Origin of the sequence: Lysobacter capsici (genome assembly GCF_018732085.1) — a bacterium.
GTDB lineage: Bacteria > Pseudomonadota > Gammaproteobacteria > Xanthomonadales > Xanthomonadaceae > Lysobacter > Lysobacter capsici_A.
On record NZ_CP076103.1, the window covers coordinates 1592514 to 1610228 of the forward strand.

14 protein-coding genes are annotated in these 17715 nt (G+C 67.7%); 2 read left to right on the forward strand and 12 right to left on the reverse strand.

Annotated elements, in window-relative coordinates; genetic code table 11:
• Positions 1-624 precede the first annotated feature (624 nt).
• Positions 625-1743 (forward strand): DUF3734 domain-containing protein, encoded by a 1119-nt coding sequence (locus KME82_RS06520; RefSeq protein WP_252255772.1) that lies wholly within the window; start codon positions 625-627, stop codon positions 1741-1743.
• A gap of 334 nt (positions 1744-2077) precedes the next feature.
• The gene (locus tag KME82_RS06525; RefSeq protein ID WP_215497797.1) at positions 2078-4333 is read left to right on the forward strand and encodes a DUF5916 domain-containing protein; all 2256 of its coding nucleotides are present in this window, start codon (positions 2078-2080) and stop codon (positions 4331-4333) included.
• A 234-nt stretch (positions 4334-4567) separates the two neighbouring features.
• Here KME82_RS06525 and KME82_RS06530 read toward each other — a convergent pair whose 3' ends face one another.
• The 12 genes from KME82_RS06530 to KME82_RS06585 all read right to left on the reverse strand — a co-directional run bounded on the left by KME82_RS06530 (position 4568) and on the right by KME82_RS06585 (position 17686).
• A complete protein-coding gene (locus KME82_RS06530; RefSeq protein WP_215497798.1) occupies positions 4568-6652 on the reverse strand; it encodes a TonB-dependent receptor family protein in 2085 nt (694 codons plus the stop codon).
• Positions 6653-6980: 328 nt separating this feature from the next.
• Positions 6981-7955: a DMT family transporter gene (locus KME82_RS06535; RefSeq protein WP_215497799.1), complete on the reverse strand. Its 975-nt coding sequence runs from the start codon at positions 7953-7955 to the stop codon at positions 6981-6983.
• Positions 7956-8170: 215 nt separating this feature from the next.
• Positions 8171-8995, reverse strand: a complete 825-nt coding sequence (locus KME82_RS06540) for an AraC family transcriptional regulator (protein ID WP_215497800.1) — start codon at positions 8993-8995, stop codon at positions 8171-8173.
• Positions 8996-9026: 31 nt separating this feature from the next.
• Entirely contained in the window at positions 9027-9497 is a 471-nt protein-coding gene (locus KME82_RS06545) for a PIN domain-containing protein (protein WP_215497801.1), read from the reverse strand.
• A 22-nt stretch (positions 9498-9519) separates the two neighbouring features.
• The gene (locus KME82_RS06550) at positions 9520-10266 is read right to left on the reverse strand and encodes a hypothetical protein (protein WP_215497802.1); all 747 of its coding nucleotides are present in this window, start codon (positions 10264-10266) and stop codon (positions 9520-9522) included.
• Positions 10263-10994: a DUF4829 domain-containing protein gene (locus KME82_RS06555; protein ID WP_215497803.1), complete on the reverse strand. Its 732-nt coding sequence runs from the start codon at positions 10992-10994 to the stop codon at positions 10263-10265. Before KME82_RS06555 ends, KME82_RS06550 begins: the two co-directional genes overlap by 4 nt.
• Before the next feature lie 710 nt (positions 10995-11704).
• Entirely contained in the window at positions 11705-12232 is a 528-nt protein-coding gene (locus KME82_RS06560; RefSeq protein ID WP_215497804.1) for a hypothetical protein, read from the reverse strand.
• Between the two features lie 271 nt (positions 12233-12503).
• Complete coding sequence (locus KME82_RS06565; protein WP_215497805.1) at positions 12504-13220, reverse strand: tellurite resistance TerB family protein; 717 nt, start codon at positions 13218-13220, stop codon at positions 12504-12506.
• Positions 13221-13397: 177 nt separating this feature from the next.
• Positions 13398-14045, reverse strand: coding sequence for a LysE family translocator (locus tag KME82_RS06570; RefSeq protein WP_215497806.1), 648 nt, complete (start codon positions 14043-14045; stop codon positions 13398-13400).
• Between the two features lie 188 nt (positions 14046-14233).
• Entirely contained in the window at positions 14234-14614 is a 381-nt protein-coding gene (locus KME82_RS06575; RefSeq protein ID WP_215497807.1) for a thioredoxin family protein, read from the reverse strand.
• A gap of 144 nt (positions 14615-14758) precedes the next feature.
• Positions 14759-16192 (reverse strand): hypothetical protein, encoded by a 1434-nt coding sequence (locus KME82_RS06580; RefSeq protein ID WP_215497808.1) that lies wholly within the window; start codon positions 16190-16192, stop codon positions 14759-14761.
• A 240-nt stretch (positions 16193-16432) separates the two neighbouring features.
• Positions 16433-17686: a mechanosensitive ion channel family protein gene (locus KME82_RS06585; protein WP_215497809.1), complete on the reverse strand. Its 1254-nt coding sequence runs from the start codon at positions 17684-17686 to the stop codon at positions 16433-16435.
• Positions 17687-17715: the final 29 nt, after the last annotated feature.

The following is a 17715-nucleotide window of genomic DNA, read 5'->3' on the forward strand; positions in this document are numbered from 1 at the left end:
TCGAAAGCGACACCCCGCAGCTCTTCACAGTAAAAGGCGGTCAGCATGGCAACCACGCGCACTCCGACCCGGCGCAATGCCGCTTCTACCGGCGGCGCAAAGCGCGCCAGCGAGTCTGAGCCGGCCAAGCGCGAACCGGCGCGTCGCGATCCAGCCAGACGCGACCCCAAGCCGGCCACCCCTGCGAAGAAAGACCCGCCGGCCAAGGCGCCGGCGCGAAAAGAGCCGCCCAAGTCCGCGAATGCGGCTCGGGCGGCGGTCGCGCCCGCGACGCGCAAGCGTGTCGCCGGGAAAACGGCGGGCAAGCGCGGCATCACCCAAGCAAAGAGCAAACAAGCGACCAAGCAAACGCCCAAGCAGGCGATCAAACAAACAACCAAACAAGCCGCGTTCATCGATCCCGCCGGCGAGCCGTCCGCGGCGATCGAATCCGCCAAAGCAGCACACGCGGAAAATCGAAAGCGCGAGCAAACGCATACACCCGACAAGACGGCGACTTCGCGCGCGGCCAAGCGCGCTGATGACGGTCGCGCCGATGGCAACGCCGATCCGCGTCGCAGCCGCGGCGCTGGCCAGACTAAAACCCGCGACGCCGCACCGGCCCTGCCCGAAAACATCGCCTTGGTGCTCCAGGGCGGCGGCGCGCTCGGCGCGTACCAGGCCGGGGTCTATCAAGGCCTGTTCGAAGCCGGCATCGCGCCGAACTGGATCGCCGGCATTTCGATCGGCGCGTTCAACACCGCGATCATCGCCGGCAATCCGCCGCAGCGGCGGATGGAGGCGTTGCGCGAATTCTGGGACACGATCTCGCGTCCCTACCTGTTGCCGTCGACCACCTTCGGCCAGGAAGCGCACTTCGCCGAGCTCGACGCCGACAGCCGTGCCTGGCTCGACACCTGGGAGGCCTGGCGCGCGATCGTCGAAGGCCAGCACGGCTTCTATCAGCCGCGCAGCTGGCTCGGCCAAGACCCGATGGCGCTGTTCGGCGCGCCGCCGGGGCCGGCGGAGGCGAGTTTCTACGACACCTCGCCGATGATCGCCACGCTCGAGCGCATGGTCGATTTCGACCGGCTCAACGACGGCGGCATCCGGGTCAGCGTCGGTGCGGTCAATGTGCGCACCGGCAACCTGGAATATTTCGACAACACCCAGATGCGCCTGGACGCGCGGCATATCCTCGCCTCGGGCGCGTTGCCCCCGGCGTTTCCGGCGGTCGAGATCGACGGCGAGTTCTACTGGGACGGCGGCCTGGTGTCCAACACGCCCTTGTCGCAGGTGCTGACCGCATCGCCGCGCCGCGACACCCTGGTGTTCCAGATCGACCTGTGGAACGCGCGCGGCGATCTGCCGCAGAACCTGCTCGACGTGGCCGAGCGGCAGAAGGAAATCCAGTACTCCAGCCGCACCCGCCTGATCACCGACACCCAGCGGGTGTTCCAGCATTACCGACGGCTGCTGCGCGAGTTGCTGGAAGAAATCCCCGAGGACGTGCGCAAGACCAATCCCTGGGCGCAGCACGCGGCCGAACTGGCCTGCGACCGCCGTTACAGCGTGGTCCATCTGATCTACCGCGACCGCGCGCGCATCGGCCATTTCAAGGACTATCAGTTCGGGCGGGTGGCGATGCGCGAGCATTGGCTGTCGGGGCAGAGCGATATCGCGCGGGCCTTGAGCCACCCGGAGTGGTTGCAGCTGCCGCATGGCGAGTCGGCGTTCGTCGCGCACGATGCCACTGCGCCTTGAGCGGGGCCGATTCAATCTGGATCGGTTACTGCGCCGGGATCTGATCGAAAAGCGTCGGGGCTCAAGTCCCTCCCACAAAAAGCTTCGTGCCTGCGAAAGCGCGTGAAGTCAGCCGTTGCCGCTGAGGTTTGTCATGCGCCGGCCACGCCGCAACCTGAACCACCGGTCCATGGCACTGGGATGCACATGAACGCCCAATGGTTGCCATGACTTACGCCATTTAGCGCACGGCCGTCACGCCGCTAGTCTGCGCGGCGTCGCGGTGCCGTATGCCGCGACTCGAACCCGCGGCGGGGATGCGCCGCGGGTCGGTTCACCGCCTCGGGGTCGCAGCATGCGCAATCCACTGTTCGTTTCGTTGTCGGCCGCCTGCGCCGTACTGGCCGCGCCGTGCGCGCATGCGGTGGAGATCGACGGCCGCATCGATCCGCAGGAATGGAGCCAGGCCCAGCACATCGAGGATTTCCGCCTGACCCAGCCGCTATCGCGCGAAGCCGCGTCGCAGCCGACCCAGGCCTGGATGATGGCCACGCCCGAAGGCTTGGCGATCGCATTCCGCAATCAGCAGCCGGCCGGGGTGCCGCGGCTGCGCCAGCACACCGAGCGCGACGGCGACGGCACGGTCGACCGGGTCAACCTGTACGTCGACTTCGATGGCGACGGCCGCATGGGCTACAACTTCACCGTGACCCTGGCCAACAGCATCACCGACGCCACCATCACCAGCGAAAACCAGTTCAACAACGACTGGGACGGCGACTGGCGCCACGCCACCAGCGAAGACGAGGAAGGCTGGTCGGCGGAAATGCTGATCCCGTGGCATATCGCGCCGATGCGCAAGGCCGACGGCGGCAACCGCACGCTCGGCATCCAGCTCGACCGGGTGATCGCCTCGACCGGCGAACGCACCTCGTGGCCGGCGGTGCATTACACCCAGGCGCGCTACCTGTCGGCGTTCAACCGCGTGCAGATGCCGGCCTACGGCCAGACCCTGCTGGCGATCACGCCGTACGTGGTCGGCGTGCAGGACGCGGTCAAGCACGGCAGCGATTTCGACGGCGGCCTGGACCTGTTCTGGAAGCCCAGCGGCAAGTTCCAGCTCAGCGCCACCTTGAACCCGGATTTCGGCCAGGTCGAGAGCGACGAGCTGACCGTCAACTTCAGCGCCACCGAAACCTTCTTCAGCGACAAGCGGCCGTTCTTCACCGAGAACCAGAGCTTCTTCGACGTACCGTTCGGTTCGTACAACAGCAACAGTCGCCTGATCTACACCCGCCGCGTCGGCGGCGGCCGCGACGACGGCGAGGGTTCGGGCGACGTGACCGCGGCGCTCAAGCTCAACGGCAGCGCGGCGGGTTTCAACTACGGGCTGTTCGCCGCCAGCGAGGGCGACGAGATCGGCCGCGATTTCTACGCCGCGCGCGTCACCCGCGATTTCGACCGTTACGGGCTCGGCGCCATGGTCACCCAGGTCGATCGGCCGTTTCTGGATCGGCAGGCCAATGTCTACGAATTCGATCAGCGCTGGACGCCGAACCCGCAGTGGTCGATCCGCGGCGCGGTGGTCGCCTCGGATGTCGAACAGGCCGGGCGCAGTTTCCGCGACAGCGGCGGGCAGGTCCGCATCGATTACGACATGGGCAAGGGCTGGCGCCAGCAGCTGTACGGCCTGCATCTGGGCAAGGACCTGATGCTCAACGACTTCGGCTATCTGGAACGCAACAACTTCAACTACCTGCGCTACGACCTGGGCCGGCGCGTCACCGATCTGCCCGACGATTCGGCGTATTCGAGCCACGACTGGCATTACGCGGTGTCGCGCCGCTACAGCGACGACGGCGTGCATATCGCCGATGCGTTCGCGGTCAATCGCCGCAGCGATCTGCGCAACGGCGGCCGCGAATTCATCGAGGCGGCGCTGTGGACCAGCGGCCACGACGATCTGATCACCCGCGGCAACGGCGTGCTGCGGGTGCCGGCGAAGTTGTTCATGACCTACGAAGGCCTGCGTCCGCGCCAGGGCGACAACCCGTGGTCGCTGTACACCGAGGCCGGCTACAGCGCCGAAGGGCTGGGCGGCGTGGACGAAGGCGAACTGCGCCTGTATCTGGAGCCGAACTACCAGTTCAGCGACCGCATGCTGTTGTTCGCCGGAGTCGAGTACAGCCACAACCCGGACTGGCTGCTGTGGCGGCAAGGCAACCGCGTCGCCAGCTTCCGCGCCGATTTCCTCTCGCTCAACGCCGGCCTGCAGTGGTTCATCGACGACAAGCAAGAACTGCGGCTGCGCCTGGAAACCATCGGCGTGGATGCGCGCGCGCGCCAGGCCTACCGGGTCGCCAGCGACGGCCGCGCGCTGGCAGTGGCTGAGGAGATTCCGGATTTCCGCGTGCGCAATCTCGGCTTCCAGGTGCGCTACCGCTACGAACTCGCGCCGCTGTCGTACCTGTACGTGGCCTACGTGCGCGGCGGCGAGATGTTCGAGGAAGGCATGCAGCACGACGGCGTCGGCCGGCAGTTCCGCGATGCGTTCGATCTGCGCGACAGCGAGCAGTTGCTGGTGAAGTTGTCGTATCGGTTCGAGATTTGAGGCGAGGGTCGCTGGCGGTCGGGTTCGTGCGGGTCGGTGATTGGATCGTATCGGGCGAAGTCTGTTGCAGGTGGTTGCGTCGTTGTTTGTGATGTCGTGGTCGCGGCTTGCGCCGCTCCTACATGGGCTACCTGTAGGAGCGGCGCGAGCCGCGACCGCGACACTGCATCGACGATGCCACCGACCAATACGCCGCGTCGCCGCACGAATTCGACGGCCGAGAAGCGGACGGATTCAATCCTTGCGCCACTCCACCCCGAAATACACCGCCCGCCCATCGCCCGGCAGAAAATTGCGCCCATCCACCCCGCGCACATCGGCGATCACGTTGGTGCTGGCGATCCACTTGCGGTCGCCCAGGTTGCGCGCATCGGCGAACCACGACCATTGTTTCGCGAGCCTGCCGCCTACGCGCAGGCCGGCGATGGTGTAGCCCGGCGCCTTGAAGCTGTTGGCGTGGTCGATGTAATAAGCCTGCGGTGTCCACTCCACGCTCGGCGCGAGGTAGAGATACTCGCCCGGCGACCAGCGCAGTTCGGCGCGCAGTTGTTGCGGCGGCACGCCGGCCAGATCGTTGTCGCTGTAGACGCGATCGCCGTCGAAACGGAAATCGTTGTAGAGGTAGTTCGCCGACACGGTCCACTGCGCCGCGGGTTTCCAGCCCAGGCCCAGCTCGATGCCCTGATGCACGGTGCGATCGGCATTGACCGTGCCCAGCGGATTGCCGTTGCCGTCGCTGAGCGAGAGCAGTTCGCCGCGGACGCGTGCGCGATACACGGCCAGGTCCAGCGACAGCGCGTCGCGATTGAGGCGCAGGCCGATTTCGCCGCTGTCCGCGCGTTGCTTGTCGACCGGGGTGATGCCGGGGCCGCCGCTGAGTTCGCCGAAGCTCGGCGGTTCCAGACTGCGGCTGAGGTTGACGTAGAGCTGGGCATGCTCGTCGATGACGTAGCGCAGGCCGAGCTTGGGGCTGAGGCCGGAATAGTCGGCGGCGAAACTCTCGTCGCGCCCGCCGGTGATCAGGCGATCGCGCGAGCGGCGGTCGGCGTCGAGCGCCTGCGCGCCCAGCGACAGCACCCATTGCGGCGCAAGCCAGGTCTGGTTCTCCAGATAGAGCTTGCGATTGCGCGCGCGTTGATCGAAGCGGTTGCTGCGCGCGCCGGCGCGGCCGGCGACGTTGAAGTAGCGGTCGTCGTCGATGTCGCCCCGAGCGAAGGCGGCGCCGGCGATCAGCACATTGCGCCGGTCCAGCCATTGCGACTCGTGGCGCCAGCGCAGATCGATACCGACATCGCTACTGTCCTGCTGCAATACCTGGAAGATCGGGTGATGCAGCGACTTGTCGGCGTAATAGGCCGACACGGTCAGGGTGCTGCGCTCGGACGCGGCCCAGGCCAGCTTGCCGGCGACGCGGTCGAGGCGGTAGTCGCGGCGCTGGTTCAGGGCGAGGTTGCCGGGCGCGGCCAGGCGCGGATCGCGGCGCGATTCGTCGAGGGTCAGATTGCCGGGCAGCGCCGAGCGCGTGTCGACGTGGGTCAGGTAGACGCGCGCATCGAGCGTGTCGCTGAAGCGATAGCCGGCGTTGGCGAACAAACGGTAATTTTCCTGCTCGGCGTGATCGCGGTAACCGGTTTGATTGATGCCGCTCAGGCTCAGATAGCCGTCGGCGTCGCCGCGCACGCCGGCGAGCGCGATCTGGCCGCGGCGATAACCGAAGGCGCCGGCTTCGGCGCGCGCGGTCACGGGCGCGGCGTCGTAACCGGTCGGCGAGACGAAGTTGATCGCGCCGCCGAGCGTCGCCGCGCCGAACTCCAGCGCGTTGGCGCCGCGATAGACCTCGATGTAGCGCGTGGCCAGCGGTTCGACCGCCTGGAAATCGAAACCGCCGTCGGCGAGATTGAGCGGGCTGCCGTCCTGCAGCAGTTCCAGGCCACGGCCATGAAAGGTACGTTGCAGGCCCGAGCCGCGGATCGACAGGCGCGCTTCCTCGGCGCCGAAGCGCGGTTGCACGAACACGCCCGGCGCGTAGCCGAGCGCATCGGTCAAGGTGCTGACGCGGCCGTCGCGGTACGACTCGCCGTCGACCAGCGCGGTCGCGCCTGCGCGCTGATCCAGGCGCGTGCGTGCGGCCTCGGGGCTGTCGACCGCGCGGCCTCGCGCGTAGCGACCGAGGACGCGGACCGTGCCGAGCGTCTTGGCCGGCGCGTCGTCCGGTGTCGGCGCGGCATCGGACTGCGCGACGCCGTCGAAGGCGACGGCGTCGAAGGCAACGGCGGTCGCGAGCGCGAGCGCGGCGATACGAAGTGTGACGATGCGCATGGCGGGGTGATCGCAGGCGTAAAGCCGGGAAGCTTAGGCGGCGTTTTTCGCATGCGAGTGCGGCATATCGCCGCAGTGGGGCATGATGCCCGGCGATGGCCGTTGCGGCGTTGCTTTGACGTTTTCAGCTGTCGCGCATACCGCGTTTGTCGCAGCGGGCGGCGAGGTTGTCGCTCCGATGCTGGAGCGTCGTCGCACGGAACTTCCTAGGTTTACCAGTCGCGGCCACGCGGCCACGGCGCACGACGCGGGTAGTCGACGGCCGGCATCGACGCGACCGCGAACCGCGTTTCAACAGCGAACCTCACCGATCGATCGTTCCGATCGCTCACGTCGTATCGCTTGCCGACGTCGCCGACGCATGCACCGGCTTGACCCGCAGCGCCCAGATCACCCCCGCAATCAACAGCCCGACCCCGATCAGCGTCAGCGGCTTGGGCGCCTGGCCGCGCAGGATGAAGGCATAACTCAACGCCGCCAGGGTTTCGAACACGATCAGTTGCCCGGCCAGGGCGGTGGGCAGGCGTTGGCTCGCCTCGTTCCAGCACAGCGTGCCGACCCATGATGCGAGCAATCCGATCGCCGCCATCAAGGCGATGAAGAACGCCGGGCGCGGCCCGAACGGCATCGCGAACGATGCGCCGCTCGCGCTCATGTACAGCCACAGCGCGATGTAGCCGAGCAAGGCCAGCGGCAAGGTCGCCACGCCCTGCGCGGTGGCCCAGCTGCGCGGGCTGCGATCGGGATGCGCGCGCAACCAGTCGGCGTTGCGCAGCGGGTACCAGGTCCAGCAGACGACGCCGCCGAGCGCCAGCAGTGCGCCGATCGCGTAACGGCGCAGGTCGGCATTGGCGTCGGCGCGCAGCGCCTCGAGTTCGGCCTGGTTGACGCAGGCGATGCCCAGCGCGATCAGCAGCAGCGACGGCGCCAGCCGCCGCCACGGCAGACGGCCGTCGCGCTTGCCGTCGCGTAGGTTGGCGCTGATCGCGATCACCACCGGCAAGGTGCCGATGATCATGGTCGGCAGCGGGCCGCCCGCGCGCTGGATCGCGCTGGCCAGGCACAGGTAATAGAGCAGGTTGCCGACCGCCGACAGCTTGAGCGCTTCGATCCAGTCGGCGCGGGTGAGTTGGCGCAAGGCGCTGCGGTCCAGCCAGGCCAGTGGCAGGGCGATCAGGCCGAAGGCGAGGTAGCGCCCGACCGATTGCAGCGCGGCCGGGTATTCGGGCAGCAGCAGCGGGCCGATGAAGACCAGGCCCCAGATCAGGCCGGCGAGCAGGGCGTAGAGGGTTCCTGTCAGCATGCGCGCAGTGTGGCGGGCGAGGGCGGCGCGGTCTTGTAGCAGATTGCGGTTTTGGCGGTTTTGGCGGGTTCGCGGGCGTGGCGGGTTGGCGTCGTGTGCGCGGTGGCGTGGTCGCGGCTTGCGCCTCTCCTACAGGGGCTTCGGATGCAATGGCTCTGTGTGTGGGAGCGGCGCGAGCCGCGACTGCGCCATTGCGAAAACGTCGTCGCCGACCGTCAGCCGCGAACCTGCTTCTGATACCGCGCAGGAGTAATGCCATAGCGTCGCACGAACGCGCGGGTCAGGTGCGCCTGATCGGTCAGGCCGGTGTCGGCGGCGATACCGGCCGGCGTGGCGCCCGCGGCGAGCAGGCGCTTGGCCTGGTACAGGCGTAACGCCATCAGCATCTGCTGCGGGGTGACGTGGTACTGCGCGCGGAACCGGCGCAGGAAATGGAACGGGCTCAGGCCGGCGATCGCGGCGAGTTCGTCCAGGGTGATGCGCTCGGCCAGATGCGCGCGCAGGTATTCGACCACGCGGCCGAAGCGATGCGCCGGTTCGTCGCGCAAGCGCTGCGGGATGCGCGCGTGATCGCGGAACTCGTCGAGCAGCGCATGCAGCTGGCTGTCGAAATCCAGCGGTTCGCGCGCCTGCCACAAGCGATCCAGGCGCGCGGTGATGCGGCGCGCGCGCAGCGGATCGTGTTGCACCGCCTGATCGAACCACCAGCCGGCTTCGCCGGTGATCTCGTCGGCCACGTCGGGATCGACGTAGATCATGCGGTAACGCCAGCCGCCCTCGGTTTCGGCGCGGCCGGTGTGCAGCACGTCGGGGTTCATCAGCACCAGCGAATCGGGCGGCGCGAGATGATCGCTGCCGCGGTAGCGAAAGCGTTCGACCCCGGACTCGATCGCGCCCAGGCCGTAAGCCTCGTGGGTGTGCGGTTCGAAGGCATGGCGGACGATGTGCGCGCGATACAGCTCGATGCCGCGGCGATGCGCCGGCTGGCGGAACTCGGCCGCGTCAAAGGCATCGACGAATTGGGCGGGTACGCCTTGCATGCGCCGAGTATGGCATGCGTCCGCGCGGGCTTCAGGCGGGCGCGGCGGCGTCGCCGCGCAAATTCTGCACGGCGACCCAGGCGTGCGCGGTCAGGATCTCGAACAGCCCGGCGCGCGCGGTGCGGCGGCCGAGCACCAGCAGCGCGTGGTCGCGGCTGAGCAGCCAGCGTGCGTTCGCCGCCAACGCCAGTTCGAGGAATTTCTGGTCGTCCGGATCGGCGCAACGGGGCAGGGCGACGGTCTGCGCTTCGGCATCGTGCTCGAACACGCGCAGCCAGCGGTCGTAGTCGAGCAGGCTGCGTTCGCGCGCAGCCGGGTCGAGCTTGAGTTGCGGATAGGTGAGCACGCGCTGCCATTCGGCGCGGCACTCGGCGTCGGTGACCGCTTCGATCGCGCCGCTGCGCAGGGCTTCGAGCAAGGGCGCCAGATCCGGCGCCCGGAACGCGAACAGGTCCAGGCAGACGTTGCTGTCGAGGACGATGCGCGGCGGTTGCGCGCTCATGCGCGGGCGGCCGTGGCGTGACTCAAAGATCGTCCTCGCCGGGAAACGACACGCTCAATTCTTCGACCCGCAGCAATTCGCCCTGCCTGGGGAACTTGGGATCGTCGCTGGCATAGTCGGCGTCGCTGGACGGCACCGCGTCGGCCTGCGTGGACGAGCCGGGCACCATGCCCAGGCGTGCGCCGCGCATCACCGGGTCGCCGTCGCGGCTGGCGAGCTTGCCGCCGTTCCAGTCGGTGACGGTGCCGCCGTAATCCCAGCCCATGCCGCTGAAGCGGATCGGCTTGCCGTTGAGCCGCGCCAGCTCGCTCAGGCGCATGCCCATGACGATGCCGTTATCGAGGCGCCAGCGTGTGTCCGATTCGCGCACGCTCACGAAGGCCAGGCCGCGCAGTTGTTGTTCGTCCTGGTAGTGCAGCACCGCGCGGCGGCCGGGGTCGTCGGCGAACAGGATCACGCCGCGGAAATCTTCGCCTTCCGGGCCGGGCAGGTGATCGTCGATGCGGACATTGGCCGCGCCGAACAACTGCTTCAGGCGTTCGGGTCCGACGTCCGGTGCGAGCGCGCCGGGCAGGACGTACTCGGACACCGCTTGGGCCGCGGGTTCGGTGGTGATCGCGGCCGCGGTTTGCGCGCTCGCGGTGGTCGCGGGCGATGGCGTGGTCGCGGCGGCGGGCGCGGGCGCCGGCATCGCGGCGTGCCGCTCGCAGGCGCTCAGCAGCGCGCACAGGCTCAGTGCGATCGCCGCGTGCGCAACGGTGGAGTTCATTGCTTCACTTCGCGGATGTCGGCGCTGCCGATGCGCCACGCGCGCTGCGCGTCGCTGGCGCCGTCGACCACGGTGCGGCGCAGGGTGTAGGCGCCGACGTACTTGTGCTGGCTGCCGTCGCGCTGGGTCGAGGTGATCGCGACCGGCACTTCGATATGGCGCTGACCGGCGCCGGCATCGACGCGGCCCGGCGGCATCACTTCGACCGACACGCCCGCGGTTTCGGCGAAACCGTCGGCGAACTGCTGCGGGGTCTGGCCGCTGGCGCGTCCGCCGTCGGACCACAGCGCGTAAGCGCGTTCGAAGTTCTTGCCGTTGATCGCGGCGTAGTAGTCGCGGACCACGGCGACCGCGTCTTCGGCGCTGGGCTCGGCGGGGGCGGCGGGCGGTGCGTTGGGATCGACCGGCGCGGCGATCGGCAGGGTGCCGTCGAACGGCAGTGCGGCCGGGTCGGTGGGGGCGACCGGCGCGATCGGGTTGCCGTTTTCGTCCAGTGCCGGGGGTACGTTCGGGTCGGCCTCGGGCAGGCCGATCTGGCCGGGGCCGGGCCGGTCGGGCATGCCGGTCACGCCGCCGCGGTTCGCGCCTTCGGGCGTCGGCAAGGATTGGCCGGCCTCACCTTCGCTGCCGCCGTTCGCGGCGGTTCCCTTGTCCTTGCAGCCCGTCATCAGCCACAGCGGACAGGTCAGGACGGCGAGCAGGGCGATCAGCGGGCGGGACGGGCGCATGGTGGAGTCCGAGGTGGTTGGAGGCGCGCTTGGTTTTCGATCATGCCGGTTCGATCGGGACGGTGCGCGATCGGGCGAGTGTATAGGCGCGGCCGTAATGGCGGCGACGTGCCGGAAGTGGCGGGCGGGGGGCCACTCAGCTAGCTGGACGGGGGCTGACTTGGGCGTGCGTGTGTGTGGGCGAACGTCGGCGTGTTGGGGTGCGGTAGGGGGTGTTCGGTTTGTGGGGCGGGTTTCGCGTGGGTGCTGAGGGAGGTAAAAAAGCAAAAGCAAATCCCCCCTGCCCCCCTTTTTCAAAGGGGGGAACAGCAAGGGCGAGGGGGCGAATCAGGGCGGCCGTGGCGGCATGGCCGGCGACGTTGGGTCACGCAGGACGGCGCAACAAGATTACTTCGCGGGATAGCCAACAAGATTGCGTCGCAGGACGGCGGAACAAAATTGCGCCTTAAGTTTGCGCAATATGATTGCGTCGCAGGATGGCGCAGCAGTATCGCGTCGCAGGTTGGCGCGACAAGATTGCGTCGAGGGACGGCGCAACAAAATTGCACCGAAAGATTGCGCGACAGGATCGCACTACCGGATCGAATCTCGCCGCAACCATCGACGTAACTTTTCTTTCCGCAACCGCTTTTCCCCCCTTTGGAAAAGGGGGCAGGGGAGATTTGCTTTTGCTTTGCGCCTTTACGGACAAAAAAAGCGCACATCCCAACTCAGCGCAAAACCACCGCGATCGACACCCCGATCAATTCCCAGCGCCGATCCACCGGATTGCGTTTCATCCGGTACCAGCCCTTGTAACGGCGGTTCTCGCCGTCCTGCAGGCTCACCCGCAAGTCGACCGGAATCTCCAGCATCTCCGGCTGCGCTTCCTGGTCGAGCTGCTTGGGCGTGTCGTTTTCGATGCGGATCGCGCGCAGGTTGTCGAGCGCGCGCAGGTCGGCTTCTTCGTTGCCGCGCGGCAGGCGTTGATAGGCCCAGTGCTTGTCGGCTTGTTCGCGTTTGCCGCTGCCCAGTTGCTGCAGGTACTGGTGCAGTTCGTCGACCGCCTCGGTCATCGCGTCCAGGCGTTGCTGGCTTTGCGCCTGCGCGCGCTGCGCGGCGGCGGCCTGTGCGCGGGTTTGCGCGTCATCGGGCGTTTGCGCCGCGGGCGGCGCGACCGACGCGTCCGGGTCGGGTTGGCGCTGGCAGGAGCAGCCGGCGAAGCTCAGTGCGAGCAGGGCGGGAATCAACAGGCGCATCGGCGTAGTCCATCCAGCAGGGGCCGCGCGATTGCGGCCGCAGGCGATGCTAGCGTTTGTCGGCCATGGGGAGGAAGCGGCGACGGCATCGGCCGGCATGAAGCGGACGCAGCGTCGCAAAAAAGCCTGTCATGGACGCGATGACGGGGCTGGCCGACCGGGCTGATCGCTTTGCTTGCCGATTCGGCGCCGGCCCTGGATGCCGATGCGGCTGCATGCGCCGGCGCGGAACGCGGGCGCATGCAACGGCGCCTGAGCGCTTGCGCGTCGCTCAGGCCTGCGCGTCGCGCAACTGCTGTTCCAGACGCGCCTTCAAGGCATCGTCGATCTTGAGCTGACGCGCCAGTTCATCCAGATACGCGCGTTCCATGTAGGTCTGATCGTCGGTCGCCAGCAGGCTGGCCAGGTACATTTCCGCGCCGATCTCCGGAGTGGTCGCCGCGCGCGCGACTTCGGCCGGGTCCAGCGGCTTTTCCAGTTCGTCGTGCAGCCAGCGGCGCAGTTCCGGATCGCCGTCGATGCGGGTGAACTCGCCCTCGATCACTTCGCGTTCGCGCGCGTCGATGTGGCCGTCGGCCTTGGAGGCGGCGACCAGCGCCTTGAGAATGGCCTGGCTGTGCAGCTCGGCCTGCGGCGGCGGCAGGCGATCGACGGTCTGCGGCTCGGCCGCGCTGTCGCCCTGCTGGCGGCGGTAGTCGCCATAGGCCTTGTAGGCCAGCACGCCGACCGCGGCGACGCCGCCGTACAAGGCGATCTTGCCGGCGTGCTTGCGCAGCTTCTTGTTGCCCAGCAGCAGGCCCAGGGCGCCGCCGGTCAGCGCGCCCTTGCCGAAGTCGGCATTGAGCAGGCCGCGCTTTTCCTCTTTCCTCTCCTCGCCCTGATAACGCACCGGCGGCTTGCCGCCGCCGAGCAGGCCGTCCAGCCCGCCCGCGCCGAGGCTGTTCTGCGCGGTCTTCAACAACTGGTCGAGAAAGCCGTGAGTCTTCATGCGGTCGCTCCGTAGCGAGGTCGTGATCGAGTGTCGTGACCAAACGACCTATGGGCCGCGACGCCGGCCTTCAAGGCGAGCGCGGCCGGCGCCGCCTCGCGACGGCGACGACGTACATCCGCGATTCAAGCTCGCGCGATGCAGTGCTCCATGAATTCGCGCGACGCTGCGCGACCCTCAGCCGCGCTGCTGCACCGCAAGACGCAGGCCCAGGGCGATGAACACGCTGCCGGTCAGGCGCTCCTTCCAGCGGCCGCCACCGGCGGCGAAACGGCGGCCGAAGCGGCCGACCGCGAAGCTCAGGATCAGGCTGTTGAGCATGCCGATCATCGACAGCAAGGCGCCGAGCACCAGGAACTGCAGCCACACCATGCCGCGCTCGGGATGCACGAACTGCGGCAGGAAAGCGAGGAAGAACAAGGCGACCTTGGGATTGAGCACGCCGGTGACGACCGAGCGCAGATAGACATGGCGGGCCGACACGCGCGCTGCCGGCACGGCTTCGGCGATGGGCTCGGCCGCCGCGTCGGCCGGCGCCGGCGCGCTGCGCCAGGCCTTGATCCCGAGCCAGATCAGATACGCCGCACCGGCGTACTTGAGCACTTCGAAGGCCAGCGCCGAGGTCGCCAGCAAGGCCGACAACCCGAGCCCGGCGGCGAGCGCGTGGATCAGCGTCGCCGTTTCCAGCCCGAACGCCGCCTGCACCCCGCGCGCGGTCCCGCCGGCCGCGCTCTGGGCGATGATCCAGGCGGTGCCGGGGCCGGGAATGAACACCAGCACGGCGGCGGCGATCAGGTAGGCGGTAAGGGTGGCGGTGTCGAACATGGCGGCGGCGGGCGAAGGGCGGAGCCGCAGTCTGCGCCGCGGCGACGGCGGCCGCCAAGTCCCGCGCGATCGCACCGACGCGAGTGTGTGTTGCGTGTTTGCGGCGATGCCGGCCGGCGTCCGGATAGCGTCGCGTGCAGCGCGGTTGATCGGCTCGAATGGTCGGGCCGATCAGGCAGGCCGAACGGTCAGGCCGACGCCGGCGACTGACTCTGGATCTTCTCGATCGCCGACACGAACGCCTCGGTGCCGGGCCACTGACCGATCCGCCCGAGCTTCTTGCTGCCGCGGAACACCAGGAACGCCGGAATGCCGTGCAAGCCGAAACGCGTGCCCATCGCCGGATCTTCGTAGACGTTGTCGTGCAGCCACTCCACGTCCGGCCAGCTGAAGCGCTCCTGCGCGAGCAACATCTGGCCCTTGGCGACATCGCAGTTCGGACAGTCCTTGCCCCACAGGAACAAGATGCGCAGGTGGCCGTCGTCGGGCAGGAATTCGTCCAGGCGCGCCTCGCGCACCAGCTTCATCGGAAACTGCCAGAAGAACCGCGGGTGGGTGGTCTCGGTCACCCGGTCATGCTACTCCAGTCGCGGCGGGACGGCGGCCAACACGGGCCCGGCGCGGAGTTCTCGCCGGACGGACCGGGAAAGCCCGGTGCCGCCGAACAGGGGCGACATCGGGGCGATACACGATCGCCCCGATGCGGCCGCCGCTTACAGGGTCAGGCGATACAGCGCGCCCGGATCGGTGCTCAGCGAGACATCGATACGGTTGGTGCTGGTGCCCACGGTCGTCCACAGGCCGGTGTCGAGGTTGAGCTTCTCGATCTGCGTCCACCAGCGGTTGAGTCCGATCGTCGCCGTGCCGGAGACAGTCGGGAAGCGGCGGGCGAATACCACCAGGGCGCGGGTGTCGGTGGATTTGCCGTATTCGCCGGCCAGCACCTGGTTGGAGGAAATCCAACCGACCAGATCGCCGCTGCCTACGCCCAGTGCGTTGTCGACGAAACCGCGGTAGGCGTAGGCGCTGAGTTCGCGCTGGAACTGACGGCTGTAGCTGTGCAGGTTCAGCGCGTCGCCGGCGATGGCGGTGGGGTCGTTGTTCCAGTCCAGCATGCTGGTTTGCCAACCGCCCAGGTTATTGAACCCGCCCTTGTAGCGATGAGTGTGGCTGGCGAAATTGGCCAGGCCATCGCCGCCGAACACATAGAACCAGCTCGCCGACCAGCGCAGGCTGTTGAAGTTTGCGTAATCGAACGGATCGGGATGGTTGGCCGGATCGGCGGTCCGCACGTTCTGCATGTACGCCACCGAGGTGCGGCCGCGGCTGCGCGCCATGTTGGAGACGATCGACATGTTTTCCGACATCAGCAGATCGCGCGCGGTCGCGCAGTTCTGCAGCGACGGCACGAACGGGTACAGGTTGAACGCGAGGTAGTCCGGCCGGATCTTGTCGACCGCATCGCGGGCGTAGTTGGAATAGCGGTTGACCATCGCCGTGGTCAACGCGGGCTGGGAGATGGTGCCCGTGGCGCAGTCCACGCCGTACTCGTGAGGCGCGAGCGCGCCGGCATGCCCGGTGCCGTTGAACGACGCGTCGTTGGCGTGCAGCGGAAGCAGGTTGACGAAGATCTTCATGCCGACCAGGCGCGGATCGCTCTTGACGCAGTTGGTCTGCTGCTGGAGACGGGCGATATCGTCCAGCGCGGGTTCGTCGGCGAAATGCAGGCCAGCGTAGGTATCGCCGAATTCGGCGCGCAGCGGCGCGATCAGCGGGTCGATGCGCTTTTGGGTGTAGCTCGCGCAATCCGCGGCGCCATCCGGGCCGCGGGTGCTGTACCAGTCGAAACCTTCGTAGGTGTAGAAGCTCAGGCCGCGCTCCTTGATCGGCGCGGCGATCAGGCGGGCGGCGGCGAGGGTGTCGGTGGGCGGCAGCAGGAACTTGGTAACGCCCAGATCCGCCAGGGCGTTGACGGCTTTGCGCGCCTGCACGGGATCGTTGCGGTAGCAGCCGCTGCCCGCCGGCGTCGTGTAGCACATCTCGGCGGTCATGAACGCGAAGGTGCCGTCGACGAATTCGGCCGCGTGGGAGGATTGGAACGCGAGGCTTGCCGACAGCAGCAGCGCGGACAGGGGGCGTTTTTTCATGGGCTTGCACGTTCCATAGTCGGTATTGATTGCGTTTGGGGGCTTTCGAGCTGCAGAACATCGCGTGGGCGGCATCGCATGCTCAAGCGATGACCGCGCCTGCCGGCTTGGGCCGGCGAACGCTATTGCACCATTCGCGTGTCTCAGGCCGTGCGTCGTCGATTCATCGCGTCAGGCGTGGAGACCGCCGTTGCCGCCCGGTCGCGACGGACAAAGCAAAAGCGGGCCACGCCCGCGCCGTCACTGCGCGACCAACTGCACCGCGTTCTTGCGAAACGCCGCCAGCACCGCGTCGTAAGTGTCGGAGATGACGTTGTGCTGGCCGTTTTCCGGGTCGTTGATCCAGAAGTGGCCGTCGAGCTGGATGCCCTTGTCGTTGACGCCGGTGATGTACATATGCGGCGGCGGTTGTTGCAGCACGCGCGATTGCGCGGTCATCGCCTCGACGAACAGTTTGCGCGCCAGGTCGAGATCGGCGTCGCCCTTGACCAGCACCCCGCAGACCAGGCGTAGGTTACGGTCGGACCAGGACTGGTTGACGATCACGTTGCTGGTCAGGCTGTCGTTGGGGACGATGGCCTCGACGCCGTCGCGGGTGCGGATCATGGTGTAGCGCACGGTCATGCGGGTGACCCGGCCGACGATGTTGTTGGTCGCGATGTTGTCGCCGACCCGCACCGATTGTTCGAACAGCACGATCAGGCCGCTGATGTAGCTCGCCGCCAGCCGTTGCAGGCCCAGGCCCAGGCCGATGCCGAGCGCGCCGCTGAACGCGGCCAGCGCGGTGAGGTTGATGCCGCTGATCGAGAAGATCACCGCGGTCGCGGTGATCCACACCGCCACGCTGAAGATCCGCGACAGCGCCAGCACGAAATTGGGCTGCAAGGTGCGGCTGCGGCGCAGCAGGTTGGTGACCGCCTTGTCGCCCCACAGCGCGATGATCGCGATCACCACGCCGACCACCAGGCCCCGGATCACGCCCTCGCTGGACAGGTTGATGCCGCCGAAGCTGAGCTTGGCCGAGTAGAGTTTGGCGATCAGCGCGCTGCGGTCCTTGAACACGGCGAACACCACGGCCAGCCACGACACCACCGTGGCCAGCCGCAGCATGATCCGCAGCAGCATGGTCGGGCGGAACAGCAGTTCCACCACCGCGCCGACTACGCGGATGATCACGAACAAGAACAGCAAGGTCCCGGCCAGGCCGATCAGCGGATTGTCGAAGCTGCCGCCGATCAGGCTGATCGCGCCCAGGCTCAGCAGCATGATCAGCGGCATGCACAGGTACTCGACCAGGATCAGCACGATGGGCCGTTGATGACCCAGTCTGGCCTTGATCTTGCGCGTGATGAGCACCGCGATCGCCAGCGCGCCGAGCAACACCAGCACGGTAATGATCAGGTCGGTCGGATTGGACACCACGTCCAGGGCATCGGACACGATCTCGGACAGTTCGGGGTCGGTCTCCAGGGAGGGCTTGGTGTCGGCGGTCATCGGTTCGGTGGTCGGGGGATCGATCGGAG